This window comes from Rhizobium sp. TH2, assembly GCF_024707525.1.
In the GTDB taxonomy this organism is placed as follows: domain Bacteria; phylum Pseudomonadota; class Alphaproteobacteria; order Rhizobiales; family Rhizobiaceae; genus Rhizobium_E.
The window spans coordinates 1,282,765-1,307,127 of sequence record NZ_CP062231.1 but is presented as its reverse complement, the minus strand read 5'-3'; the positions used below and the strand labels follow the sequence as shown (position 1 = coordinate 1,307,127).

General features: G+C 60.5%; 25 protein-coding genes. 6 read left to right on the top strand and 19 right to left on the bottom strand.

Annotation, left to right across the window (positions count from 1 at the left end; all coding sequences use genetic code 11):
- Positions 1-90: 90 nt before the first annotated feature.
- The 6 genes from IHQ71_RS06650 to IHQ71_RS06625 all read right to left on the bottom strand — a co-directional run bounded on the left by IHQ71_RS06650 (position 91) and on the right by IHQ71_RS06625 (position 7,448).
- Positions 91-1,224, bottom strand: a complete 1,134-nt coding sequence (locus tag IHQ71_RS06650) for a calcium-binding protein (protein WP_258161164.1) — start codon at positions 1,222-1,224, stop codon at positions 91-93.
- 231 nt (positions 1,225-1,455) lie between these two features.
- Complete coding sequence (locus tag IHQ71_RS06645) at positions 1,456-2,754, bottom strand: calcium-binding protein (protein ID WP_258161163.1); 1,299 nt, start codon at positions 2,752-2,754, stop codon at positions 1,456-1,458.
- 153 nt (positions 2,755-2,907) lie between these two features.
- Positions 2,908-3,249 (bottom strand): DUF1491 family protein, encoded by a 342-nt coding sequence (locus tag IHQ71_RS06640; protein ID WP_258161162.1) that lies wholly within the window; start codon positions 3,247-3,249, stop codon positions 2,908-2,910.
- A 67-nt stretch (positions 3,250-3,316) separates the two neighbouring features.
- Complete coding sequence (locus IHQ71_RS06635; RefSeq protein WP_258161161.1) at positions 3,317-4,873, bottom strand: calcium-binding protein; 1,557 nt, start codon at positions 4,871-4,873, stop codon at positions 3,317-3,319.
- Between the two features lie 294 nt (positions 4,874-5,167).
- Positions 5,168-6,022 (bottom strand): peptidoglycan-binding domain-containing protein, encoded by an 855-nt coding sequence (locus IHQ71_RS06630; protein WP_258161160.1) that lies wholly within the window; start codon positions 6,020-6,022, stop codon positions 5,168-5,170.
- Positions 5,991-7,448 (bottom strand): HAMP domain-containing sensor histidine kinase, encoded by a 1,458-nt coding sequence (locus tag IHQ71_RS06625; RefSeq protein ID WP_258161159.1) that lies wholly within the window; start codon positions 7,446-7,448, stop codon positions 5,991-5,993. The genes IHQ71_RS06630 and IHQ71_RS06625 overlap by 32 nt, the downstream gene beginning before the upstream one ends.
- 470 nt (positions 7,449-7,918) lie before the next feature.
- Here IHQ71_RS06625 and IHQ71_RS06620 point away from each other — a divergent pair, with 470 nt between their 5' ends.
- A complete protein-coding gene (locus IHQ71_RS06620; protein ID WP_258161158.1) occupies positions 7,919-8,311 on the top strand; it encodes a DUF5330 domain-containing protein in 393 nt (130 codons plus the stop codon).
- Positions 8,312-8,456: 145 nt separating this feature from the next.
- Positions 8,457-8,879, top strand: coding sequence for a SufE family protein (locus IHQ71_RS06615; protein ID WP_258161157.1), 423 nt, complete (start codon positions 8,457-8,459; stop codon positions 8,877-8,879).
- A 3-nt stretch (positions 8,880-8,882) separates the two neighbouring features.
- Here the strand turns inward: IHQ71_RS06615 and IHQ71_RS06610 are convergent, their stop codons facing one another.
- The 13 genes from IHQ71_RS06610 to IHQ71_RS06550 form a co-directional block, all read right to left on the bottom strand.
- Positions 8,883-9,692: a DUF6456 domain-containing protein gene (locus tag IHQ71_RS06610; RefSeq protein ID WP_258161156.1), complete on the bottom strand. Its 810-nt coding sequence runs from the start codon at positions 9,690-9,692 to the stop codon at positions 8,883-8,885.
- Positions 9,685-10,218, bottom strand: a complete 534-nt coding sequence (locus IHQ71_RS06605) for a helix-turn-helix domain-containing protein (protein WP_258161155.1) — start codon at positions 10,216-10,218, stop codon at positions 9,685-9,687. Before IHQ71_RS06605 ends, IHQ71_RS06610 begins: the two co-directional genes overlap by 8 nt.
- A 192-nt stretch (positions 10,219-10,410) precedes the next feature.
- Entirely contained in the window at positions 10,411-10,839 is a 429-nt protein-coding gene (locus IHQ71_RS06600) for a MucR family transcriptional regulator (RefSeq protein WP_258161154.1), read from the bottom strand.
- Between the two features lie 543 nt (positions 10,840-11,382).
- Positions 11,383-11,706 carry a monovalent cation/H(+) antiporter subunit G gene (gene mnhG / locus IHQ71_RS06595; RefSeq protein WP_258161153.1) on the bottom strand — a complete coding sequence of 108 codons (324 nt, stop codon included), beginning with the start codon at positions 11,704-11,706 and terminating at the stop codon, positions 11,383-11,385.
- Entirely contained in the window at positions 11,703-11,984 is a 282-nt protein-coding gene (locus tag IHQ71_RS06590) for a cation:proton antiporter (RefSeq protein WP_258161152.1), read from the bottom strand. The genes mnhG and IHQ71_RS06590 overlap by 4 nt, the downstream gene beginning before the upstream one ends.
- The gene (locus tag IHQ71_RS06585; RefSeq protein ID WP_308737921.1) at positions 11,981-12,307 is read right to left on the bottom strand and encodes a Na+/H+ antiporter subunit E; all 327 of its coding nucleotides are present in this window, start codon (positions 12,305-12,307) and stop codon (positions 11,981-11,983) included. The genes IHQ71_RS06590 and IHQ71_RS06585 overlap by 4 nt, the downstream gene beginning before the upstream one ends.
- Complete coding sequence (locus IHQ71_RS06580) at positions 12,304-13,848, bottom strand: Na+/H+ antiporter subunit D (protein WP_258161151.1); 1,545 nt, start codon at positions 13,846-13,848, stop codon at positions 12,304-12,306. The genes IHQ71_RS06585 and IHQ71_RS06580 overlap by 4 nt, the downstream gene beginning before the upstream one ends.
- On the bottom strand, positions 13,848-14,222 hold the full coding sequence (locus IHQ71_RS06575; protein WP_258161150.1) for a Na+/H+ antiporter subunit C: 375 nt from the start codon (positions 14,220-14,222) through the stop codon (positions 13,848-13,850). Before IHQ71_RS06575 ends, IHQ71_RS06580 begins: the two co-directional genes overlap by 1 nt.
- Positions 14,219-14,623, bottom strand: a complete 405-nt coding sequence (locus IHQ71_RS06570; RefSeq protein ID WP_258161149.1) for an MnhB domain-containing protein — start codon at positions 14,621-14,623, stop codon at positions 14,219-14,221. The genes IHQ71_RS06575 and IHQ71_RS06570 overlap by 4 nt, the downstream gene beginning before the upstream one ends.
- Positions 14,620-16,941: a putative monovalent cation/H+ antiporter subunit A gene (locus IHQ71_RS06565; protein ID WP_258161148.1), complete on the bottom strand. Its 2,322-nt coding sequence runs from the start codon at positions 16,939-16,941 to the stop codon at positions 14,620-14,622. Before IHQ71_RS06565 ends, IHQ71_RS06570 begins: the two co-directional genes overlap by 4 nt.
- A gap of 297 nt (positions 16,942-17,238) precedes the next feature.
- Positions 17,239-17,901, bottom strand: a complete 663-nt coding sequence (locus IHQ71_RS06560) for a hemolysin III family protein (protein WP_258161147.1) — start codon at positions 17,899-17,901, stop codon at positions 17,239-17,241.
- 107 nt (positions 17,902-18,008) lie between these two features.
- Entirely contained in the window at positions 18,009-18,419 is a 411-nt protein-coding gene (locus IHQ71_RS06555) for a universal stress protein (RefSeq protein ID WP_258161146.1), read from the bottom strand.
- An 81-nt stretch (positions 18,420-18,500) separates the two neighbouring features.
- Positions 18,501-19,382, bottom strand: coding sequence for a hypothetical protein (locus IHQ71_RS06550; protein ID WP_258161145.1), 882 nt, complete (start codon positions 19,380-19,382; stop codon positions 18,501-18,503).
- Between the two features lie 239 nt (positions 19,383-19,621).
- Between IHQ71_RS06550 and IHQ71_RS06545 the strand changes: the two genes are divergently transcribed.
- Genes IHQ71_RS06545 through IHQ71_RS06530 form a run of 4 tightly spaced genes read left to right on the top strand, consistent with a single transcriptional unit; the run spans position 19,622 to position 24,342 of the window.
- Positions 19,622-21,469, top strand: a complete 1,848-nt coding sequence (locus IHQ71_RS06545) for a beta-1,6-N-acetylglucosaminyltransferase (protein ID WP_258161144.1) — start codon at positions 19,622-19,624, stop codon at positions 21,467-21,469.
- The gene (locus IHQ71_RS06540; RefSeq protein ID WP_258161143.1) at positions 21,466-22,461 is read left to right on the top strand and encodes a glycosyltransferase family 2 protein; all 996 of its coding nucleotides are present in this window, start codon (positions 21,466-21,468) and stop codon (positions 22,459-22,461) included. Before IHQ71_RS06545 ends, IHQ71_RS06540 begins: the two co-directional genes overlap by 4 nt.
- Positions 22,462-22,475: 14 nt before the next feature.
- A complete protein-coding gene (locus tag IHQ71_RS06535; RefSeq protein WP_258161142.1) occupies positions 22,476-23,447 on the top strand; it encodes a hypothetical protein in 972 nt (323 codons plus the stop codon).
- A 52-nt stretch (positions 23,448-23,499) separates the two neighbouring features.
- The gene (locus IHQ71_RS06530) at positions 23,500-24,342 is read left to right on the top strand and encodes a sulfotransferase (RefSeq protein ID WP_258161141.1); all 843 of its coding nucleotides are present in this window, start codon (positions 23,500-23,502) and stop codon (positions 24,340-24,342) included.
- Positions 24,343-24,363 lie beyond the last annotated feature (21 nt).

Below are 24,363 nucleotides of genomic sequence, written 5' to 3'. Positions count from 1 at the left end.
CACAGTAGATGAGTTTTGCTTTCCCGCAACCAACATAACTGGATGCAACTGTGCCAAGTCTGGGGCAGTTTACCGGTTGGAAGTCGAATGTCACACAACCGGGAACAGGAAATCGTCGGTATTGACGCCGTCCTGGTCGAGCAGGATGATCTTGTCCTTGCCGAGAAGCTCGATCACAACGTTATCGCCAACCTGGAGCATATGGAGGTCATCGACGCCGGTGATGCCTTCATATTGCTCGAAGTTGATGCGGTCGACGCCGGTTTCGAAATCGGCGATCACATCCTTTCCCCAGCCCTTCATGAAGTTGAACGTGTCGCCCGCGTCACCGCCCCAGAGGTGATCGTTGCCGCCGAAGCCCGAGATGATATCCTTGCCGCCAAGGCCGTGAAGGACGTTGTTGCCCGCATTGCCGATGACCCGGTTGGAAAGACCGTTGCCGGTGAGATCTATGTCACCCTTGCCGAGCGCTTGCAGGATTTCGATCGCGACGCTGTCGGTGAGGCTGTAGGAACGCTTGATCTGTAGCGTATCCACGCCCTCACCGAGGGCCTCATAAATCTCGATGTCGCCCGAGACAATCCGGTAGACATCGTGGCCGAGCCCGCCTTTGACGACGCCATCAACGGTACCACCATTGTTGACGAAGAGGTCGTCTCCTTCCTCGAGGACGACGTCACCCCCGAGATATCCGAGATTCCTGAGTTCGATCCCCTCGCCGCTGTGGCTGTAAACGGACATGGATTCACCGATGATCTTGCCGCGGTTGACGATGGTGCCCCCCTCCTCGGAGAGCCTCACACCGACCACGCCCCGGATAACGCCGTCCTCGGCATTCACCACATCGGCCGTGCCCTGATAATGCTTGATGCCATCACTGACCCCGCGAATGCTGCCGTGGTTTTCGATGTAGGAACCCATCGCGTTGATGTTGATGCCGGTGTCGGCTCTCACACGGCCGGTTTCAGCGACCCGTATCGTGATATCGTCGTTCTGCGCGAAAATGCCGACATGGTTGTCGAGCGAGACCGTTATCCGGCCGAGCACCTCGATGATGCTGCCAGCCGGGCCGCCAGAGCCGCCGCCGGTGAAAATACCATGGCCGTAGCCCTCCGCGCCGTCCGCATCGACATCCAATACCCCTTTCTCGCCAAGGATGTAGTGAGCCTTGTCGTCGAGGACCCAGGTTTTGGTGCTTTGCTTGTTCAGGACAATCTTGGCCATCGCGCACATCTCCGCTTCAGTTACGGATATTACGTTTCACAGCCATAAAATATGCGGACAATCTCGGAAAAATCGTGGACCGCTCAAAGAAATCCGTTGCTGCCGTCCAATTTCCGGGACGGGTGCCACTGAAGCACCGGAGCGCCCTTCATGCGCTTGGGAAACCCGGTGCTTTCCGAAATTCCAGCGGTTGGCGTATCAGGTGAAAGCGTTCAGGTCGGCGCGATCCCGCTACAACAGTGCCGAAATCGGGATAATCCCGGTTCGATAATGGAAGTTGGCTTCTTCGAGCTGGTTGAGTTTCACATCCGGCAGCTCGATTCTGGCGCCGCCATCGGTGAACATCACACCGCCCTTGATCGCGACGACGTGATTCATCACCTGCGAGAAAGTGTCGTATCCGAAGCTATCGACGTCAAGGACGTCTTCCTGCCAAGAAAAATCCATGACCCGATCCTTGCCGGAGTCACTGTAGATCATGAACGTATCCGGCCCCGTGCCACCAAAGCACTTGTCGTTGCCGCGGCCGGCGCTGAAGAGGTCGGCTCCATCAAAACCCTTCAGGAGATTGTCGCCCTTGTTGCCGTAGATATCGTTGTCTTCGGCATTGCCGCTGCCGATAAGGTCCGCCCCTCCGAGAAGGAAGAGGTTCTCGGTGAATTGCTGGAGTTTGGTATTCCGGCTGGCAAAAACAGTGTCGATGCCACCGCCATCCAGTTCGACGATGCTGATCTTTCGACTGAATATATTGTAGGTGTCGTCATCCGCACCGCCGTAGACGGAGCCATCGACAGTACCCCTCTTGCAGGAAAACTGATCGAAACCGTCGCCGAGCATAATGTCGCCCTTGACGAAGCCGTCGTTGAAAACCTGGTCGTTGCCGGCCTTGCATTCGATGGCGATGTCGGCGGAAAATATCCCGCCATTGTTGCGGCAGGTGTTGAAATTGCCGATCGCGGAGTCGAAGAAAACCGTCGGGCCGGCGCCGAGGCCCCTTATGTCGCCATAATTGAAAAGATTGTTGCCGTTTCCGGTCAGGGTGACGGTGATGTCGTCCGTGGATTTGACCAAGCCCTTGTTGGTGAAGTCGAACGCGCCACCGGTTGAGAAGAAGGCTTGCTCGACTGCGACGATGTTGCCCTTGCTGACGAGCGAGCCGCCGAAGAGGTCGCCGATAATGCCGTTCTGGCCCTTGATATTGCCGTTGATGATGATCTCGACATCCTGGATATAGGCTGCGATCACGGTGCCGGTGTCGGATGTGAGGCGCCCGCTTCCCCGCAAATTGATCTGCCCGCCGGACGAGCCCGAGGGATCCGACACGAGCCCCAGATGAAGGACGTCCGCACCATTGTTGGCGGTGACCCGGCCCCGTATGTCGAACATGCGGTTATCGGCCACCGTCTCCGCGTCGATGGCGAGAACGTCGAGAACGCCCTGGACGCCCGCGTTGATTGTCAGGATATCGTCACTACCGATCACCTGGATCGGCGTGGTGAAATCGCTGTCGATCGTCTGGCTCGTTCCCATTCGAATTCCCCCGGCCCCATCATGCGGTGAATCAAAGCCATTATGCCTGGACGGGCGCGCAGCCCGTCCATTCGGAAATTTCACGGCGTCATATTATCACATCCGAAAATAGCGGGGAAGCGTCATGAAGTTAGGCGCGCGGGAGCGGGACCATCAACTCTGTTCGGCAAGGTCAAGCAATGCCGCGACATCCTCGGCCTCAAGCTCGACCACCCAGAGATCCGGATCGAAGCGGGCTTCTCGCGCGATGATGTCGGCGACGGCGTCGGGCTCGGCGCGTTCGGCCCGCACCTCGAACAACCTGTCCTCGCCGCGCTCCTCGAAGAAGCTCTGCGGCGCCGGGCCATAGAGGGTCTCATAGCCATCGCGAAAACGCTGGCGCAGGAAGACCGCGCCGGCCTCGGTGGCGCCCTTGCGCTCGATGGCAGCAAAACCGCCGGATGAGTACACCCGGCGGATGAGAGCGGAGACGAAGAAATCGGATGTGACGCGCATGGAGGCAAGGCAATAGGGTGGCAGCCGGCGAAAGTCAAAACGCCAAAGCCGGGCGCCTCCCTTCCTCTCAGTCGAAAATGAAGTCCGCCGCGGAAAGATCGGAGACGTCCATGTTCTTGAGGATCAGCATGTCGCCGGGATAGATCGACGTGAAGTCGATGATGACATCGCCGCCCTTCTGCTTGATCAACCCGCCGAGATCTGAAAAATCGTTGATATCGACGCCATTGACGTTGAAGTCGAGTTCGATCTTGTCCTGCTTGTCGTGAAAATCCGTGATCGTATCCTTGCCCCAGGAATCCACGAAGATGAAGACGTCCTTTCCGCCGCCGCCCCTCAACACGTCGTTGCCCACATAACCGTCAAGACGGTTGGCAAATCCGTTTCCGATGATCTGGTCGTTGAACCCACTACCGGTGACATTCTCAATGTTGACATAGACGTGGCCTGCGGCGGCTCCGCCGCCCTTGCCGGTCGCAAGATTGACCTTCACCCCCGAGTTAATGTCGGAATCGTAACTGACCAGATCGGAACCTCCGCCGCCATCAAACCGGTCATTGCCTTCGCCCGCTTGAAACTCGTCGTCGCCTGCAAGGCCGAACAGTTTGTTGTCGCCTGCATTGCCGACCAGATAATTGGCGAGAGAATTTCCGCCGCCGACGAGATCGGCCTTGCCCGAGAGATAAAGCTCTTCGAAATTGCTTTGCAGCCAATAGCTGACCGACGATCTGACGCCATCGATACCGTCGCCGGAGAATTCGACCAACTCGATCGAGGCGTCATCGATTATGTAGAAATCGTTATCCTGGCCGCCATAGACCGGGCCGGTGACAGTGCCGCCGATACTCTTGAACGTGTCGTAGCCGGCGCCGAGGTCCACGCTCCCATGCACGGTGCCGCCTTCGTTGCTGAAGCGATCGCTGCCGTCACCGAGATCCACGGCACCGAAGATAAATCCGTTGTTCGTCACCGTCTGGGCGGTGTCGTCGCCGATCATGGAATAGGAGCTCAAGCAGGAGACGGTGCCCTCATTGACAAACTCGCCATAGTGCCCGGTCATGTAGACGGCCGCCTCGGTCAGCAGGCTTGTCGAAGAGGTCACCAGTCCGGAATTGACGAAGCGGAACTCATGCCCGTTGAGTTCGAGGCCGTTTGTGACGCCGCTGATCGTACCCTGGTTGACGATATCGGCATCGAGGCCGCTCGATATCAAGCCGGCGCCGTTCCACGAGGAGATGGTGCCGGCATTGATCACGTGGTTGAAATCGCCGGTCATCGACAGCCCGGCGGTGGAGCCGCTGATGTCGCCTTTGTTGACGAGTTCGAGGCCGCCGCCGTGCGACACGATTCCATAACCCTCGCCAAGGATCGAGCCGGTCGCGGAAACGTGGATGGTCGTGGAACCGCCGGATATGGCGTCAAAACCGATGAACATGCCGGAGCCGGCGCCCTCGCCGATCACATGGCCATCGATCTGGAACTTGCGGTTGGTGACGGCGGCGGTGCCGCTGATCGCCGTGCCAAGCACTGCGAGATAGACGTCCTGCTGCAGGACATAAGTGTCGCTCGCGGTATTGGCGACCCATTGGGTCACGGAATCGGCACTGAGAATATTGACGGCCATGATTGGTCCTTTCGAGTTTGCGTCATGAAAATCGGATTTGGCCCGCTGTGGCAGGAATGTGCATAGCAGCCATCGCGGACCGCCTTGCATTCGCCAACTGCGGATTGAACGGGACAAGATCAAAAATTATTCGACGTATCTTGTATTTACCCGTAAAAATAACAATCTTTTGTCTAGCATCCGTTGGAAATATGACTGCGGCCGCAAAATCAACGACAAGCCGGCAGACAGCCATGCCCCAAGCCGGAAAATATCCGGCTTGGGGTGACAATGCGGTCGTGTGGGGATTGCGGTTTAAATCGCGCCGATCGACTTCAGCTTCTTGAGCACGCGCTCGGAGGGCTCGCCGGTGACCGGCAGCCGGTAGCTCTTCTCGAAGGCGCGGATGGCGGTGCGGGTCGCGTCGCCCGGTATGCCATCGACCTTGACATCGGCATAGGCCATGCCGGACAGGCCCTTCTGGATCTGCATGACGAGCGCGGGCGATGCCGGCTTCTTCTCGGGGATCACCTTGACGGCGGGATCGTCGGACTGGGAGATCAGAGCTGCGACTTCGTCCACCGGCTTTTCGACCTTGGTGCTCGCGGTTTTTACTCCAGCGTCATCGGCGGGACTCGCGACGTGCTTCAACCGGGCCAGCAGGCCGTTGCTTGGCTCCCCGGTCTCGTCCATGCCTTCGGTCTGCTCGAAGAACAGGATCGCCGCTTCGGTCTTCGGGCCGGTCAAGCCATCAGCCGGGCCGTCATAGAGCCCGCGGCCCGCCAGCGCCACCTGGATCTCGCGGATCAGCGGCGAAGGCTCGGGCTTTTCGGCAGTCTGCGTCGGCTGTTCATCGGACTGTCGTTCGATCTTGAAGGTCGTGACGCCCGGCTCTTCGTCGGCCACTTCGGGCATGGCGCGGGAGGCCTTGGCGTCCTCGAACATGCGGGTCGCCAGCAGTGGCGCCGGATGATGGCGCGGCTGATACCAGAGCGCATTGGCGGCGACGAAGGAGAAGATCACGCCGAAGGCGATGAAGCCGCCGATGGCGCGCGGATGACGGCCGAGCGCGGTGCCTGATGCGAACACGATGCGCATGGCGCGTGAGGGCGCGGGCTGCTTGCCGCGCGCGCCGCGCTCAGGCGATTTTCGCTTGGGCTGTGAAGCCATCGCGGTTCTCTCCTGAATAGGTTTCGTTCAATCGTGGTGGGAATTCGAATGTTTCGCAGCCGGCCTCGGCTTCGCCATCGAGCGGCAGCGTGACCGTCATGACCGTGCCCTTGTGCTCTTCGCTCTCTATGCGGAGTTCGCCGCCATGCAGGCCGACGAGACCCTTGACGAGCGCGAGACCGAGACCCGTGCCTTCGTATTGACGGGTATAGTCGTTCTGCACCTGCATGAAGGGCTTGCCGATCAGTGCGAGCTTTTCCTGGGGGATGCCGATGCCGGTGTCGCTGACCGAAATGACCAGGTTGCCGCGTTCGGCCACTGCATCGATGGTGACGACGCCGCCGGTCTCGGTGAACTTTATGGCGTTGTTGGCGAGGTTGATCAGCACCTGCTTGACGGCGCGGCGGTCGGCCACGACTTCATCAAGACCGCGCGCGATGCGGGTAGTGAGAACCACGCCCTTGCGCTTGGCCTCGAGCCCAAGCATTTCATCGACAGAGCGCATGACGGCGCCGATGGCGAACGGCTCCTTGATCAGTTCATAACGGCCGGCCTCGATCTTGGACATGTCGAGCATGGTGTTGACCACGGCCAGCAGGTGGTGGCCGGACTGGTTGATCAGCTCGACATATTCCTTCTGGCGCTCGTTCTCGAACTTGCCGAAATATTCGCCGAGCAGGATGTCGGAGAAACCGAGCACGGCATTGAGGGGCGTACGCAGCTCGTGGCTGACGGCCGCGAGGAAACGCGTCTTGGCCTCGTTGGCCGAGCGCGCCTCGACCTTCCAGGTTGACACGTCCTCGCGCAACGCAACCTCGTCGGCGATATCAACGGTCTGGATGGTGAAGGCTTCAAGGCTGCCGTCACGCGCGAAGGTGCCGCTGAAATGCGCCCGGACCGGACGAAGATCGGCGCCGACGGCAAGCATGAATTCGGCACTCGCCGAGCTCGAGCCCTGGCGCAGCGCATCGATCGCGTGGAGATAGTGAAGGCGGCCCGAAACGTGGATCGCATCGAAATAGGACTGCGGCGCCATATGCCGGGAGAAGCCGAACGCAGCCCGGTCGGCACCGTTGACCGAGGTCAGCTGGCCGCTCGCGTCATGACGGGTGATGAGACCCAGCAGGCTATCGAGCGGATCGGCGGGATCGGCCTTCGCCAGTAGAGGCATTACGATCGCGCGCGGGCGGAGTTCTTCATGAGCAAGGCAGGTAAGCCAGCTTGCGGCAAAGGCGGCAAAACCGGAGGGCAGGATGGAGGACCAACTCCAGCCGGCGAGCGCCACGAGGCTGGCAGCGGACACTGCGACGAGGCCCGCGATGACGGCATGCTTCGGCGCGACGCCCCGGTTGCCCTGGTGGGTCGCGGGGGCCGAATTCCCCATCATGGGAAAAGCCTTGCCGGCAATGGTACGCAATACTTTCAACACGTCAGCCTTGTCTTGGTTTGACAGTCGAAAAATCGCATCCGCGGCTTAAGGAATGGATAAGGGCGCATGTCCGGAACCGGGCATTCACAGCTTAAATTCCAAAAAAGAGACATGTTGGTCCAACTTCGGGATTTGTGGTTAACAGGGTGTAATTGCTTGGGATTTCGGGGTTTTTTCAGCACCGTTAATAATTGTGGCGGGCGGCACTTGCCCAACTCGGTGGAGTCCTCGGGAGCCATTGCCCATATGCTTAACGCGACAGGCCATAATTTGAATCAAATGCATGTCGAATGCTGTTCAAATGCGAGAAATTACAATTTTCGACGAATACGCGGAAAAGTCTCCTGATTCCCGGAAGGGGTTATTGGCCGGGTGGCGCTAGTGTCGCTGGCAATCAGGACGGCACAGAACCGTTCACCCATGACACGCTACCGGCGGCAAGACCGGACAACGAACAGGCGACGACAATGTGGTTTTTGATCAAGGGCGCATTCTGGTTCTCACTCGTGCTGGTGATGCTGCCGATATTCGACACCGACGCAACCAACAGGCTCTCCCAGGAAAAGGGCGTCGAACTGACCGACGCGCTGGGCGCTGCGGCAGGTGTCATTTCCTACGCGACCGATCTCTGCGCCGAGAAGCCGGATGTCTGCGTCAAGGGTGCGGAGACCTTCACGACGCTCGGCACCAGGGCGCGCGAAGGCGCCCGCGTTGCCTACACCTATCTCGACACGCAATTTGCCGATGAGGCCGCAGCCAAAAAGGCTGACACGGTGCTGACCGGCACTGTCGCTGCCAAGCTGGATCCGACGAACCCGATCAAGAACATCCCCATTCCCGTGCCGCGCCCGAAGGCCTGACCGGCACGATCCCGAGTTTACCCTGCCTGTAACTATCGTCAGCTCTCTTGACGCGCCGTGAAGCCTGCTTCACGGCGTCTCTTTTTGTCCAATAAGCTTTTCTTTGGCGGTACAAATCTCTATATCCTGCGTCAAAGGAAGAACCATGGCCGCAATCGCAGACATACTCGCAGACTTCGAATATCTCGAGGAGTGGGAAGACCGCTACCGCTACGTGATCGAGCTCGGCAAGGCGCTGCCCGACCTGCCCGATGCCGACAAGACCGCTGAAAACAAGGTGCGCGGCTGCGCCAGCCAGGTATGGCTGGTGACCGAACCCGGCGACGGGCCGGACCCGGCGCTGACGCTCCGCGGCGACAGCGACGCCCATATCGTGCGCGGGCTGGTGGCGATCGTGCTCGCGATCTATTCGGGCAAGCGCGCCTCCGAGATTGCCCGGCTCGATGCGCTCGAGACGTTTCGAGGCATCGGCATGATCGAGCACCTCTCGGCCCAGCGCGCCAACGGCTTGCGCTCGATGGTCAACCGTATCCAGGCGGAAGCGGTGAGCCGGCTGCAGGCGGCATGAAAATCACGCTATCCCCGGCCGATACCCCTCCGCGCCCCAGGCATGGCTACGCCTCACCGACTGCGGCGATGGCGGATTGTAGTGGCGGTGGAGTTGCATCAATGCCGTCTTGAGCATGAGCTTGGCGGAGCGGGCCGGCCATTGGCGTTCGCGTTCGACCACCTCGAGCCCTTTTTCGAAGCAGCAGACATCGAGCACGACCCCCGACAAGTCCGGCCCCATGGCATCGACGGCGCGGGCGACGCGGGCGCGGGCGGCCACGACATTGTCCTTTAGCTCAGTACAGGCGCCCGGTCCCGGCCGGCCACTGGCGCCCGGCCTCGGCTCATAGCTCTGGGTCAGCTTGGGTTGAAGGGCTGCGAAGTGGAAATCGCGCGCCAGCCTCTCGCCAGCCAGCATGGCATCGGGCGGGAACCAGGCATCGCCTGATTTGTCCTTGAGCCGTGACAGCAGCGCGAGCGGCGATTCGGCGGCGTTGACCCTGATATGGGCGCGTTCGCCCGCTATCGTTGCCTCGGCGATCTCGATGACCCTGTGCTGGTCGAGAAAGGCCTCCTCGCGGGCCGCCATGTGGCGGCGCAGCCAGTTGCGCGCCTCGCGCGTCGCGAAGATCCGGCCCTCGCGGATGAGCACCAGTCCCACCCGCGACGCACGCGCAATCGTCTCGCGCCTCGCGGGCTGCCCGGCGCCGCCCGGCCGCAGCAGCAGGTGTTCGCCGGCCTGATCTTCCATGATGCAGCCGTGATTGCCGAGAAAGCGCAGCAGACGGGCGATCTCGCGGGCCTGTTCCTTGCTCTTGCCGCGCTCAGCCATGAACCCGCTCTCCGGCTGCGAAGACCGTGTCGACCACGCGCTCGACGGCTCCGACGAGATCGTCGAAAGCATGCTCGTCGCGCCGGTCCTCGACGCGGGCGCAGGAATGGGCGACCGTGGTGCGATCGCGCCCGAAACCCTGGGCGATGTCGGTGAAGGTCAATCTCAGCGCGACATGGCAGACATACATGGCGATCTGCTGGACATGACTGCCGGCGAATCGCTCGTCGCGGGCAAACCCGGTGCGTGGGCTGCCGAGCGAGATCATCTCGCTCGCCACCTGGCGCACGGCGTGGCAGACGTTCCGCAATCCCACCGACCGCCGGCGGTTGGGCAGCGACACCTTGCGGATCAGCCGCGCATCGCCGGTACGCGAGACGAATTGCAGGTCGCGCGGTACGGTGAGACCCCAGGGCGCGGGCGCCATGCGCCGCCTGAGGCGCTCCTTGATGGCATCGGGAATATCGAGATTGAGACCGGCAAAGGGATCGGCTTCAAACGTGTGTGAAATGAATGGATGCGTCATTAAAATACTCCCCAATTGAAATAGGAATATTTTCATATATGACGTAGAAAATGTGAGAGGTGAAGCGGAATTCGGCAATCATTCGTTGATTTCTGGAAAGCTCCTAATTCTGAAGGATAATTTTCCTACAATCAAGCGAATAAAAAAGCGGCCGCAACGGGCCGCTTCCTGTCGAAATTCATTGGTGTTGGCTCAGGCGCGCTTCTTGCGGCCCTGGCCGAGGCCCATTTCCTTGGCGAGGCGCGAACGCGCTTCGGCATAGGCGGGGGCGACCATCGGATAGTCGGATGGGAGATCCCACTTTTCGCGATATTCTTCGGGAGTCATGCCGTAATGGGTCATGAGGTGGCGCTTCAGCGACTTGAACTTCATGCCGTCTTCGAGGCAAATCAGGTAGTCGTTGTGAACCGATTTCTTGACCGGCACCGGCGGCTTCGGCTTTTCCACGGCAGGTGCCACGGCTTCCTGGCCCGATGTGCTGGACAGTGCGGAATGCACGTCCGATATAAGGGCGCCAAGATCGCCCGACGGGACGACATGGTTGCCGACATAGGCAGCCACGATTTCAGCCGTCAGTTCGACAAGGAGCTCCTTGTTGCCCACGGTAGCGAGTTCGTTCATTTTTTGATTCTCCTGAGTGATCCACTGCCCTGCTGCCGGCATCACTGCCCACAGCGACCAATAGTAGAGCGACATGCCAAGCAGGAAACTGGACTTCGCTACGAACTACCCCTAGCCTCGCAGCGAACTTCCCCGGCATGCCTGAAATCCCGATCGACTTGAACCAAATCCACATTCACCAACAGATTTGACGGGAAACTTCATATTTCCCGGAACCAGCGTCCGGATCAATGGGTATACAGCTCAATTCTGAATCAACATTCAGGCTCTACTTGTTCGGGAGTAGCACTTTTTCACGGATTGTAAACAGTTATTTTCGTCGATCAACAAAGAGTTAATTTTGCTTAAGCAGGCATCAGACCAGTGAACACAATGAATATCGAGCAAATTGACCATAATTTGGGCATATTCTCTTGTCCGAGGCCGATTGCCAACTCTATCCGCAAAGCGGATATACACTTGGTGGGTCTATGTAATCCAGGTTACTCACCGTACCCGCCGATCACACGTAAGTATAAGCAAATAAAAGAAACTTGACGTTCGTCAGTTCGTGTTCTCGCCGTCGTTGCTTGGCAATTTCGCGCCTGCCCGTACCGCCGCCTTGGCGAGCAGATGGGCCGCGACCGGGGCGGTCAGGACGAAGAAGCCTATTGTCAGGAGGCACTTTATCCACACCTCGATTTCTCCGGACTGCATGGCAACGCCGAGCAACAAAAGTCCGGAGCCGGCAGTGCCGGCCTTGGAGGATGCATGCATGCGGGTGAACAGATCGGGCAGGCGGAAGAGGCCTAGCGCGGCGACGAGCGCCAGAAACGCCCCCCCGAGCAGCAGTATAGCGATGACGATATCGAACAACGAAGCCATCATGTCCCATCCTCCCTGCCGGCCTTGACGTGGATGTAGCGCGCGAAAGCAGCAGTCGTCAGGAAGCCGACAAGGCCGAGCGCCAGCGCGATATCGATATAAAGCTCGAAGCTGGTCTTGACCGCGATCACCGCGATAAAGCCGATGGCGATGGCGACGAGCTGGTCGAGCGCCAGCACGCGATCGGCAAGCGTCGGGCCGATAATCACCCGGATCGCCGTCAGGATCAGTGCCAGCATGAGGATCGCAAGTGCGATGTGGACTGCGGTGGTGAGGATCATGCGAAGGCCTCCCGGATCAGCCGTTCGAAGCCATCGGCGATCTCCCGGCGCGCGGCGTCGGGATCAGGGCAATCGATGGCGTGGACGATGAGCGCGGTGCGATCGTCGGTCACGTCGACCGTCAATGTGCCCGGGGTGAGCGTGATGAGATTGGCGAGCAGCGTGATCTGGAAATCGCCGGTCAGCGTCAGGTCAAAGCGGAAGGCGCAGGGCGTGAACCGCATGCGCGGCGAGAGCACCAGCCAAGCGACACGGAAGACCGAGAGCGCGAACTCCCTGAGGAAAACAAGGAAAAGTTTCAATATCCGGAACGCGCGCATCATGGCCGGGGCTCCGTGAAGACACTGCGGATATAGGTCTCGGGGGCATAAAGGCCGTGGGCGGCGGATTTGGCGAGCACTGCCAGCGGTTCGGGCCAGAGGCCGGCGGCGACACTGGCTGTCGTCAGCACCGCGAGCGCGACGACCGACATGACCGGCAGGCGTGCGGGCTTGATCTCCACGGATGCGGCCCGCCAGAAGGCGAGCAGGAAGATGCGGCCTCCGGCGAACGTGATCAGGAAGCCCGATGTGAGGATCGCGGCGGCAAGCCACCAATGCGATTTCTCCAGCGCTGCGCCGACCAGCATGGCCTTCGGCCAGAAGCCGGAGAATGGCGGCAGGCCGGCCACCGACAGGATGAGGCAGAGGCCGATCGCCGAGAGCAGCGGCGATGATTTCCACAGCCCGCCCGCGCTTTTGAGATCGAAGCTGCCGGATCGCATGGCCATCAGGCCGACGAGGAAATAGAGCGCGGTCATCACCACCATGGAATGCATCATGTAGAAGACCGATGCAGCCAGCGCCTGGATGCCGCCGATGGCGAGGCCCGACAGCATGACGCCGATGCCCGCGATCACCCAATAGCCGAGCGTGCGGCGCAGGTCGCTCTGGGCGATGGCGCCGACCGAACCAGCGAGCATGGTGAGGATCGCGACGATACCGACCAGCGGCGCCAGTGTTTCGAGCGCACCGGGCATCAGCATGACCAGTACGCGGAACATGGCATAGACGCCGACCTTGGTGAGCAGGCCGGCAAACAGGGCGGACACGGTGATGCGGGGCGTGTGGTAGGAGGCCGGCAGCCAGAAGTTCACCGGAAACGCCGCGGCCTTCATGCCGAAGGCGGCGAAAAAGAGCACCGCCAGCGTCATCAGCGGCAGTGTGGACGACTGATGGCCAACTTTCGAGGCGATGTCGGCCATGTTGAGCGTGCCAAAGATCGCATAGAGATAGCCGACCGCGATCAGGAACAGGGTCGTCGCGACGAGGTTGAGCAGACCATATTTCATCGCGCCATCGATCTGCTCGCGCTCGCCGCCGAGCACGATGAGGCCGAAGCTCGAGATCAGCAGGACTTCGAACCAGACGTAGAGATTGAAGATATCGCCGGTGAGGAAGGCGCCGGAGACACCGGCCATCAGGAACAGCAGGAACGGATAGAAGCCGTAGCGCCTGCGGTTGGTGTCGATATCGGAGAGCGCAAAAATGGCACCCGCCAAGGCGACCAAAGCGGCAGTGAGTGCGAGAAGCGCACCGAGCACGTCAACAGTGAATGCGATGCCGAAGGGCGGCAGCCAGCGGCCCATCACCATGGTCATGGGGCCATCCGTCGAAACGCGATAGAGCAATGCGGCATCGATGATCGCGAGAAGCGCCAGCGTGGCAATCGCCAGCGGCGCGTGGAGATGGATGCGCTTGCGGATGGCGGCGAGTGCGGCGCCCATGGTGATGCAGAGCACGACGGGGAGGATGACCAGCCAGGCTTCGGGGGCCGGGTCGGCGACAAAGACGCGCGTGAGGTCGAGAGCGGCAGGCGCAGCCATCAATACCCCTCCGGCGGCGCAGGTTCGTCAGCGGGCTCGGCAAAGCGCATGCCCGTCGTATCGTCGGTCTTCAGCGTCTGCCAGGCGCGGTAGCCGAGCACCATCAGAAAGGCGAAGAAGGAGAAGGAGATGACGATCGCCGTCAGGATCAGGGCCTGCGGCAGCGGATTGGCGGCTGTCGCGGGGAGGACGTCCGATGTGATGACCGGCGGAATCTCCCGCGTCACCCGGCCGGCCACGAAGAGCAGCAGGTTGACGGCATTGCCGAGCAGCGCCACGCCGATGAGGATGCGTATGATGTGGCGCGACAGCATGAGATAGATGCTCGCTGCGAAGAACAGACCGTCGAGCAGGATGAGCGGGGTCTCGATCATTCGTCCTCCGTCTCCTCGAGCGTGAGCAGGATCGACGAGAAGGCGCCGACGACGACGAGATAGACGCCAATATCGAAGCTCATGACGGTGGAGAGGTCGATGCCGATGTCGAACCACAGGCCGGTCATGTAGGGCACGCCGTACAGCGCCGAGGCCATGCCGGAGAGCGCCGAGACGATGAGCCCGATTGCCGCGATGGTCAGCGGATGGAGTCGCAGCATGCGGCGTGCGGCTGCGACGCCGAAGGCCAGCGCGTAAAGCGCAACGCCGGAAGCGGCGAGCAGGCCGCCGATGAAGCCGCCGCCGGGGGAATTGTGGCCTCGCAGCGTGACGAAGACCGAAAAGACGATCATCAGCAGGGTGATGACGGGCGCAAGCGTGCGCAGGATCAGGGAGTTCATATGCGCTCCCTTTCCTCAAGATCAGGATCGTTGAACGTGCGCGTCACGGGCGCGGTCCGCAGCCGAATCAAAGCCAGGATGGCGAGACCGGTGATCGTCACGACGGCGATTTCGCCGAGTGTATCCGTGCCGCGGAAATCGACGATGATAACATTCACGACGTTGGCGCCGTGGGCGACGATTTTCGAGTATTGGCTGAAGAACTCGGTGAGTTCGGTGTTGAACGGGATTTCGACGGCGCGCAGCAGGAAGAGCGCGAAGCCCAGCCCGCAGGCGATGGCAATTGCGCCATCAAACAGGACATGGCCGAGCGGCCGGCGGTCGGTGACATCGAGCCTGAGCCGCGTCATGATCAGCGCGAGAATGACCACCGACAGCGTCTCAACCATGAACTGGGTGAAGGACAGGTCCGGCGCGCCGAACAGCAGGTAGAGCACCGCGACGGCAAAACCCTGGATGCCGAGCGCGACGATGGCCGTGATCCGGCTGCGGGCGATGAGCACCGCGACGAGGCCGATCACGGCGATCAGCATGAAGGCCGCTTCGTGGATCTGCAGGGCCGGCCAGCTTGGCCATGCGGGCAATTCGCCGAATGCGAAAAGCGGCCAGAGCAGGCTGAGCGCAATGACGATGAAGACGACGGTGAGGTAGATTTCCAGCCGCCCGGGCTGGAGGAAGCGCGTGAGATGCCAGGCGCCGCGCACAGTGCCGGAAACGAACTGGTCGAAGCCGCGGTCCGGACCCCAGCCGATGATGTCGAGCAGGCGGCTGGCTGCGGCGCGGACGCGATCGAGGAACAGGAGGATGACCGCGCCGAGCACGATCGTCAGGAGCGAGAGCAGGAACGGCAGGCTGATATGCGGGATGGCGGTGATCTCCACATGTGCCGAGGCGCCCAGCACGGCGGAGGCCATGGGCGAGGAAATGAATTGGTGAAGCTCCGTGGGTACGAGCGCCACGGCGAGGCCCATGATCGCAAGCAGGACCGGGCCCGCCATCAGCAGGACTGGGCCGTCATGGGCGTGCTTCGGTGTCTCAACCGCCGGCCCGAGAAAAACCTTGAGCGCGATGGCGAAGCCGATGGCGAACATCATGGCGTTGCCGGCGATCGCGGCAATCATCGCGAGGTTGCCTGTCGTCAGCGCCGCGTAAATCTCCTCCTTGGCCATGAAACCGGCGAAGAAGGGAATGCCGCCCATCGAGCAGGCGGCGATGAGCGCCGCGGCAAAGGTGATCGGCATGGCGCGGCCAAGACCGCCGAGCTTGGTGATGTCGCGGCTGCCGGCTTCATGATCGATGACACCAGCGATCATGAACAGCGCGCCCTTGAACAGGGCATGTGCGAAGAGATAGAGCACCGCCGCCTCGATCGCCTTTTCGTGGCCGATGCCGGTGAGCATGACCAGCAGGCCGAGCGAGGCGACCGTCGTATAGGCGAGCATCAGTTTGAGATCGGTCTGGCGGAGCGCGAGAAAGCCGCCGACCAGCAGGGTCACGCCGCCGAACAGGGGCAGTGCGGTCTGCCAAAGGTCCATCTCGCCGAAGACCGGGTAGAGCCGCATCAGGAGATAGACGCCGGCCTTCACCATGGTCGCGGAGTGCAGGAAGGCCGAGACGGGCGTCGGCGCTTCCATGGCGTTGGGCAGCCAGAAATGGAACGGGAACTGCGCCGACTTGGTGAAGGCGCCGAGCAGGACGAGTACGAGCGCAGCTTCGGCGAGATAGTGATCACGGATCGCGGCACCGCCGGCGATCAGGCCGCTGATACTATTCGCGCCGGTCAGCTGGCCGAGCATCAGCAGGCCCGCCAACAGGCAGAGGCCGCCGCCGCCGGTGACCAGCAGTGCCTGATAGGCACCGCGGCGGGCGGCCTCGCGCTCGTGATCGAAGCCGATCAGCAGGAAGGAGGTGATCGAGGTCAGCTCCCAATAGATGAACAGCATCAGCAGGTTATCGGATATGACTACGCCCAGCATGGAAAACGAGAACATCAGGATGAAGGCGATGAACCGCCCCTGCCCCGGATGGCCCTTTAGATACGCGCCGGAATAGAGCACGATCAGTGTACCGATGCCGGAGATCAGCAGCGCGAAAGTGAGCGACAGGCCGTCAAGCTTCCAGAGAAAATCGGCGCCGAATGTGGGCGCCCAGGTGAAGCCGCCGGTGATGATGCCGCCGGCCGCAACCGTATCGATATGGCCGGCGAAAACGAGAAACGGGACGAACAGGGAGAGCGCAAGAATCCAGGCAGCGTTATGACCCAGCGCCCGCACCAACAACGGCGAGAACGCGGCGCCCAAAAGCGGCGCGAACAACATGGCTGTCGTCCAGAATTCCAAAGAAGGCGCCCCCGGCGAATTGGCTTCGGGAGACTATTACGGGCTGGAAATCGGCTACGCTACCCCTGGGCGAGCAAAAATCACTCCCGCCAACAGAGGGTAATCGTATCTGGAACGACGATGCCGCTTGCTCCCTCTTCTCCCCCTGGGGAGAAGTGCCGAGCGAATGCGAGGCGATGAGGGGTTCCCTCGATACAAATTCGGCGCTTCGCGCAACCCCTCATCCGGTCCTTCGGACCACCTTCTCCCCAAGGGGAGAAGAGGGAGCAAGCCGGCTCACACCGGAAACCAAACCACGCAGGTCAGCACGGCGGCATAATGCACGCCGGCGGCGGTGACGACGAAGCCGTGCCAGATGGCGTTCTGGAAGCGCAGTTTTTCCCAGACGTGGAAAATGACCCCGACAGTGTAGATGATCCCGCCGGCCAGGATCAGCACCAGCGTCGCGAGCGACAGCACATCATAGAGGTGCGAGAAGATCACCACGCCGCTCCAGCCCATGGCGAGGTAGAGCAGGATGGTCAATTTGTCGAAGCGGCCGGGCCATATGCATTTGAGGGCAATGCCGAATGCCGCCACGCACCAGAGACCGATCAGGTTGGCGATGACGAGCGGATCGGGCCATGCTGCGACCAGGAACGGCGTGTAGGTTGCGGCGATCAGGATGAAGATCGCCGAATGATCGAGGCGGCGCAGGAACCATTTCACCGGCGAGCGCGGCCAGATGTTGTAGGCGAAGGAAATGCCGAGCGAAGCGACGAGGCCAATTCCGTAGATCCAAGAAGCGACCAGCGCGCCCGATGTGCCCCAGACCGTGGCGTAGAAGATGAGCGCCGTCACCGCGATCAGCGCCGCGACCACGCCGACACCATGCACGATACCATCAGCGATGATCTCGCTGACATCGTAACGCCGGAACATGGTCTCGAATGACGTCATCGGTTCGTCCTTGATATCAACCCATGACAACATGGGATCATGATCTCATCAAGACAATACAACGAACAAACGTTCCATCGCGTAACCGATGTGACAGCGCTTTGTAATCAGCGGTCGACGAGAACCGAACAGGTGGCGTGGCGGACCACGCGGTCGGCGGTTGAGCCGAGCAGGTAATTGGCGAGACCCGGCCGGTGCGAACCGATGATGATGAGATCGGCGTGCTCCTCCTCCCCGAGATGGAGAATTTCGCGGGCGGGCGAGCCGATCACGACCTTGACCCTGGCGCTGCCGCCATGCCCGGCATTCAACGCGGCGAGCTTGGTCTCGGCTTCGGTGACCGACTGGTTGATGAAATCCATCGGCAGTTCGATTGTGATATAGGGGGGCACGCTCTCGACCACGTTCATCAGGACGATCTCGCCGCCGGCATCGAGCAGCGTGGCGGCCTTTGCGAGGATCTTCTCGCCCTTTTCGAGCTGGCCCATTTCAACCGGTACGATGATCTTCCTGTACATGGCGGTTCTCCTTATGCGTGCTGATGCAATGTAGGCGCAAAGGCCGGGCGCCACCAGTGCGGGGCGTCGTTCCGTGCGAGGTCAGCCGTGGAATTCCACGCCCGAGGCGCGGATTTTCTCGATATCGGCGCGGTACTTCTCATCATAGGCCGCGATGAGTGCCGGCTCGCTGATTTCGAGCCGGGGATTCGGTTCGTCGAACTCGAAGGTGCGGATGACAGCGCTCAGACGCTTGAGCTCGGCCCGCGACAGATGGTCCTCGAGCTGGTTGATGACATTGAGGCCCTTGATCGTCAGTGACGGCAGAATTTCGCGCTTGAGTTCCCTCTCCGGCACTGTGAAATCGGTGCCGGGAGCAAGGAGCCGGAAGACTTGCGCCGGATTCTCGGAGAACCAGTCATAGGTCCAGACCGTGAGATTTTTGGGGCCGCAGACATTTGTGATATCACTAACGATATCGGCCCATCCCCTCCCCTCGGGCGGAAATTTCTCGAGATATTTCTCGAAGGGCGGCGCCTTGCCTTTCGAGGCCATCTGCAGCCAGGACGAGGTGAGGTAATCGGGATAGCGGCGGATGCAGAGGAAGTAATGTGCTTCGCGCGCGCCGAACAGGCTTTTGAGGATCTTCACCCGCATGCCGGCCCAGGGATAGAGCGCGCCGCGCCAGTAGTTGGCGGAGATCAGGCCGAGCAGGTTTTCGTCCGAGAGGAGAAAGGTCTCGCCCGTTTTGTTCTTGCCGATGATGCGTTCCAGACGGCGCCTGAGAATAGGCCGGGTAAGGAACCGCCAGACCGGGTCGAAAAAGCTCAGCCTGTCGAAGAGGTTGGTGAAGCGCTTGCGCACGACCCAGATGCCGGCCACGCCATAGCCCTTGCCCGAGAGCTCCGCCCTGTTGTTGGCGAGCTGGCTCTGGATAAAGGTCGTGGCGGTCTTGTGAACGCCCAGATGGACGAGAATCTTCATGCGGCGGGATGTTCCGGGTGGTGTGTGGTTCGGCGATCTATAGCGGGTGGTGGTCGGATAGGAAAGGCTCCCGGCAAAAGTGGAAAACCGAGCGCCATATTGCTTTTGAGCGCGTCCATGGATAAACGCTTCAGCCCAAGACAATCAGCGATAAATGGTAGCGGAGATCTGCTTTTGTCGTCCCGCTGACCCTGCATCATCAGGGCTCGACGGCGGCAATACAGGAATACAGGCGCTTAATGGCGAAAATCACGTTCATCATACTGGCACATGAGAATGCCGACCACGTCGCCGACCTGGCAAGCCTGCTCACCGAATGGGATCCGCATGCGAATGCCGTGATCCATTACGACCTCAATTCGCCGACCAAGCAGTTCGAACGCCTCAAGGAACGGACGGCGGCATCCTCGCGCATCCACCTGGTCAAGGACCGGATCAAATGCGGCTGGGGCAATTTCAGCCTGGTGGATTCGGTTGTCCGGGCGCTGCGCGTCGTGCGCCGGGAGAAGATCGATTGCGACCGGGTGATGCTGATATCGGGCGCCTGCATGCCGATCCGGCCACTTGCGGAGCTCTCACAATTCCTCGACGAACATCCGCAGACGGAGTTCATCGAAGCCTATGATTCGAACTGGATGATCGGCGGGCTGCGCAAGGAACGCTATCAATACTGGCATTTCTTCAATCACCAGAAATATCCGAAACTGTTCAACGGACATTTCCAGCTGCAGCGGATGTTCTGGCCGAAGCGGCGCTTTCCGCGTTCGCTCGAGCCGCGCTTCGGGTCGCAATGGTGGTGCCTGAGCTGGAAGCTCTGCGAGAAGATTCTGGATTACATCCAGAAGCACCCGATGGTGTATTTCTTCTTCTCGACGACGTGGATCCCTGACGAGATGTTCTTCCAGACCATGGCCTTCCGCTTCACGCACAATGACAATCTCGCGCGGCGGAACCTGACCTTTTTCCACTTCAACGACTGGGGCAAGCCGATCGTCCTGATGGACGACCATATGGAGATGATCCGGGACCTGCCCTTCTTCTTCGCCCGCAAGGTGAGTTCGGCGGCGAAGAAGCTGCGGGCGAGCCTGATCGATATCGCCAAGCAGCCGGTGCCTGAGAAGCCACTGAAGATCGATTTCTCGAAGCGCTACCATTTTCCCTACAAGGAGATGATCGCGGCACTTCCGAAGGCTTCGCCGCTGACGCCGGCGCTGTTCCAGCATCGTAGCCTGGGCCTATGGCCGGATGTGCTGGAAAATTGCCCACAGAGTTTTACCGTGCTCTATGGCCCGCCGCAGCTGACGCGCCGTGCCGCCGACGCGCTTCGCGGCATCAAGGGCGTGACGGTGCTCGGCCGGGTGCTGCATCCCGGCAAGGTCGATTTCGGGCCGGGTGTCGCGACATTCCGCGGGCTTCATAGCGACGACAACCTGATCCGCGACTTCGATCCACCGACCTATTTCGGCCGCATCCTGTCGCGCGTCGATGACATGGCGGTGATCGAGCTGGCGCCGGGCGACAGTCCACAGGGCGAAATGGCGCTGATGTTGAGCCGCAATGCCGTGGTGCTGCCCGTCATGCCCGAGCACGACAACGATGTGATGCGGCAGATGTACTGGACGCTGGTCGCCGGTGATGGCCAGAAGACCGGCCGTGCATCGACGCCGATCGAGAGTTTCCGCGCCATGCAGAAGGCGGTGGAGGCCAAAGTGCCGCCCGATTACCGGCTGCGCACGGAAACCTATCTCAAGACAGCCAATATGAGTGCCGAGACCTCGGCCAACGACTGGCAGGCAGCGCTCAAGTTCCGCCATGGCGAGGCCGTGATGCCGGTGACGGAAAATCTCGCGCGGATGGAAGACGCTCTCAATGCGCTCACCATCGAGGAACTGATCACCGATCTGCCCGACCATTGGAAGACCTCGGTCTCGATGCTGGGACAGCTGCACGCGCGCTGGCGGCTGCTCAAGCTGAATTTCCCGGTGGCACTGCCCGAACTCTTTACGTCCGCGCTCGAACTGCAGACAGCGGTGCGCGAAGACGCACCGAAGGACCTCACCGAGGCGCTCAGGGGGTTGGACAATTGAATCTCAACTTCAACATGTTCCTGAACCAGGTGTCGCATCACATGCGGATGCGCCGCTTCGGCAAGCAGCTGAAGCTCAAGGTCGACAACACCAAGGCGATGAAGAAGAGCGACGTGCTGCTCTTCATGTGCCTGCGCAACGAGCTGTTCCGGCTGCCTTATTTCGTCGATTACTACCGCAAGCTCGGCGTCAACCACTTCCTCATCATCGACAACAATTCCGATGACGGCTTCATGGATTGGGCGCGGCAGCAACCCGATATTTCCGTGTGGCACACCAAGGCGGGCTACAAAGCGGCGAACTTCGGCATGGAATGGTGCAATTTCCTGCTGCGGAAATACGGCACCGGCCATCTCTGCGTCACCGTCGATCCGGATGAATTCCTCGTCTATCCCTGCATGGAGACGCGGAGCCTCAAGGAACTCGGCGAATACATGAAGATGGAAAAGCGCGAGGCCTTCCATGTCGTGATGCTGGACGCATATAGCGACAAGCCGCTTGCCGAGACCATCTATCGACAGGGTGACAACCCGTGGGATGTCGCGCCCTTCTTCGACCGGGACGGATATCCGCAGATCTCGACGCACGCCATGCCGACATTCACGCGGGGCGGCCCGCGCATGCGGGTGCATAACAGGCGCGATCCGCTGAAGTCGCCGGCCCTCAACAAGATCCCGGTCGTCTGGTGGCAGTGGAATTTCCGTTATGTCAGTTCGATGCACGATATCAAGCCGATGCGGCTGATGCGGGTGCAGGACCGCTTCAATCCGACTCCCACCGGCGCGCTGTTCCACTTCAAGTTCTTCGCCAGCCTGAAGGACAAGGCCGCCGAGGAGATGCAGCGTAAGGAACACTATTACGGCGGCACCGAATATGAGCGCTATGCCAAGGAGAATCGCGAGAATCTCTACGAGGAAGGCGTCAGCGTCCGCTATGAATCGACCGAGCAACTGATCCGGCTCGGCCTGATGTGCCGCGCCAACTGGCTCTAGAACGGAACGGTACGATGTTCTGGAAGATCAAGCGCGCGAAGACCGGCACCAGGCTGACGCTGCATATCGGCATTCACCGCACGGGAACGACCGGATTGCAGCGCGGGCTGGCGGCCAATCGCGACCGGCTCTCGAAACTCGGCAAGTGCTATCCGTTCAAGGGCACCAACCACCAGGATATCGCCTGGGATCTCCATCGCGGTAAAATGACGGGCAAGGAACTGGTCAAGAAGTTGGAGCCCTATGCGGATGCCGGGCATATCATCCTCTCGGGCGAGGATTTCTGCATCCACCAGAATCTCGATTGGCTCACGCCGCTGAAGGAAATCTACGACGTCGATGCGATCGTCTATCTCAGGCGGCAGGACCACTGGCTGATGAGCTGGTATAACCAGCACATCAAGTGGCCGTTTTCGCGCAAGCACTCCGTGATGACGCCGAAGGAGTTTCTCGGCTGTCTCGATGAATTCCATTGGCTCGATTTCGAGCGCATGCTGGGCCTCTGGGAAAAGGCGCTCGGCCGCGAGAAGGTGATGGTGCTGATCATCGAGAAGGGTCAGGTCGAGGATGCGATCGGCGACTTCCTGACCCATGTCGGGATCGATCCCAAGGCGCTGAAATTCGACGCATCGGCACAGAACGACAGCCTGCCCACCGAGACGCTGGAATATGTGCGCCGCGCCGGAATGTACGACATCCCGAATCCGGAGCGAGTGGCGATCATCGGCTTTCTGCAGGAGGTCGCAAAATCGGCGGATTGCAAAGCCAGGACGCTCTACACGGCAACCGAACGGCAAGGCGTGCTCGATCGCTTCGACGCATCCAACCGGGCGACGGCTCGGCACTGGTTCGGTCGCGACGCGCTGTTTCTCGAGGACCCGCCCGATGATAAAGACCTCTATGTCGAAGGCTCGCTGGCGGCCAGGGGCAGTTTCGACGACCTGATGCGGATCGCGATTAATGCCTTGTCTGGAGAACACAAGTGAGGAATAAGCGGCGCTCTTGTATGGATCGCGAGCTTGGATTGAGGAAGACGATATGACATTGCCGGGTTTCATTGGCATCGGAACGCACAAGGCGGGCACGACATGGCTGTACCAGATGCTGGCCCAGAACCCGTCCATCTGGCTGCCACCGCTCAAGGAAGTGCACTTCTTCGATAAGCTGAACGCGACGGAGGACCAGAAACGGCGACGCGCACGGCATCTGGACAAGGCCGCGGATCGCCTCGAGAATTCCAACAGGCAAAGAGGGTCGGCTGGAGACAATGGGGCAAAGGCGGCATTTCTCCGGAGTCTCGCCGGCGACAATATCCTGTCCGACGAATGGTACCGGTCTATCTTCGCCCATCCCGATGCTGTCGGCCGGGTATCCGGCGAAATCACGCCCTCCTATCTCGACCACGCCCTGGATGCGCTGCCAAAGATCCGTGACATGCTGCCGATGACCAAGTTCATACTGAGCATCCGGGAACCGCTTTCACGCAGCCTGTCACAGATCAGGATGGCGATCACCATGGTGGGCAAGACGCCGGAGACCAGAGAAGACTGGGAGTTTTTCATCGACAGGCTCAAGCAAAATCCCCGCGGCACCTACCAGTCGGCGATCCCGCTCTGGCAATCCTTCTTCGGGTCCGACCGGTTGCTGATCCTGCCCTTCGGCAGGGTCAAGCATGATCCCGCCGGCTTCCTGCGCGACGTCGAGGACTTCATCGGCGCCGAGCGCTTCGAAAATTACGATTCCATGACGGAGCAGGTACACAAGACCAAGGATGTCGAGATACCTCAATGGGTGCGCAACGAAGTGGAGGAGATGGTCAAACCGCAGCAGGCCTATCTCATCGAGGCTTTCGGCCAGGGATTTTACGATGCGACGCGATAGAACCGGCGATCGTGCCAGAGT

Bases quoted from the DNA above. Each gene is read 5' to 3' on its own strand.
- IHQ71_RS06650 (WP_258161164.1), bottom strand. From the start codon at position 1,224: ATGGCCAAGATTGTCCTGAACAAGCAAAGCACCAAAACCTGGGTCCTC.
- IHQ71_RS06645 (WP_258161163.1), bottom strand. From the start codon at position 2,754: ATGGGAACGAGCCAGACGATCGACAGCGATTTCACCACGCCGATCCAG.
- IHQ71_RS06640 (WP_258161162.1), bottom strand. From the start codon at position 3,249: ATGCGCGTCACATCCGATTTCTTCGTCTCCGCTCTCATCCGCCGGGTG.
- IHQ71_RS06635 (WP_258161161.1), bottom strand. From the start codon at position 4,873: ATGGCCGTCAATATTCTCAGTGCCGATTCCGTGACCCAATGGGTCGCC.
- IHQ71_RS06630 (WP_258161160.1), bottom strand. From the start codon at position 6,022: ATGGCTTCACAGCCCAAGCGAAAATCGCCTGAGCGCGGCGCGCGCGGC.
- IHQ71_RS06620 (WP_258161158.1), top strand. From the start codon at position 7,919: ATGTGGTTTTTGATCAAGGGCGCATTCTGGTTCTCACTCGTGCTGGTG.
- IHQ71_RS06615 (WP_258161157.1), top strand. From the start codon at position 8,457: ATGGCCGCAATCGCAGACATACTCGCAGACTTCGAATATCTCGAGGAG.
- IHQ71_RS06610 (WP_258161156.1), bottom strand. From the start codon at position 9,692: ATGGCTGAGCGCGGCAAGAGCAAGGAACAGGCCCGCGAGATCGCCCGT.
- IHQ71_RS06605 (WP_258161155.1), bottom strand. From the start codon at position 10,218: ATGACGCATCCATTCATTTCACACACGTTTGAAGCCGATCCCTTTGCC.
- IHQ71_RS06600 (WP_258161154.1), bottom strand. From the start codon at position 10,839: ATGAACGAACTCGCTACCGTGGGCAACAAGGAGCTCCTTGTCGAACTG.
- mnhG (WP_258161153.1), bottom strand. From the start codon at position 11,706: ATGATGGCTTCGTTGTTCGATATCGTCATCGCTATACTGCTGCTCGGG.
- IHQ71_RS06590 (WP_258161152.1), bottom strand. From the start codon at position 11,984: ATGATCCTCACCACCGCAGTCCACATCGCACTTGCGATCCTCATGCTG.
- IHQ71_RS06585 (WP_308737921.1), bottom strand. From the start codon at position 12,307: ATGATGCGCGCGTTCCGGATATTGAAACTTTTCCTTGTTTTCCTCAGG.
- IHQ71_RS06580 (WP_258161151.1), bottom strand. From the start codon at position 13,848: ATGGCTGCGCCTGCCGCTCTCGACCTCACGCGCGTCTTTGTCGCCGAC.
- IHQ71_RS06575 (WP_258161150.1), bottom strand. From the start codon at position 14,222: ATGATCGAGACCCCGCTCATCCTGCTCGACGGTCTGTTCTTCGCAGCG.
- IHQ71_RS06570 (WP_258161149.1), bottom strand. From the start codon at position 14,623: ATGAACTCCCTGATCCTGCGCACGCTTGCGCCCGTCATCACCCTGCTG.
- IHQ71_RS06565 (WP_258161148.1), bottom strand. From the start codon at position 16,941: ATGTTGTTCGCGCCGCTTTTGGGCGCCGCGTTCTCGCCGTTGTTGGTG.
- IHQ71_RS06560 (WP_258161147.1), bottom strand. From the start codon at position 17,901: ATGACGTCATTCGAGACCATGTTCCGGCGTTACGATGTCAGCGAGATC.
- IHQ71_RS06555 (WP_258161146.1), bottom strand. From the start codon at position 18,419: ATGTACAGGAAGATCATCGTACCGGTTGAAATGGGCCAGCTCGAAAAG.
- IHQ71_RS06550 (WP_258161145.1), bottom strand. From the start codon at position 19,382: ATGAAGATTCTCGTCCATCTGGGCGTTCACAAGACCGCCACGACCTTT.
- IHQ71_RS06545 (WP_258161144.1), top strand. From the start codon at position 19,622: ATGGCGAAAATCACGTTCATCATACTGGCACATGAGAATGCCGACCAC.
- IHQ71_RS06535 (WP_258161142.1), top strand. From the start codon at position 22,476: ATGTTCTGGAAGATCAAGCGCGCGAAGACCGGCACCAGGCTGACGCTG.
- IHQ71_RS06530 (WP_258161141.1), top strand. From the start codon at position 23,500: ATGACATTGCCGGGTTTCATTGGCATCGGAACGCACAAGGCGGGCACG.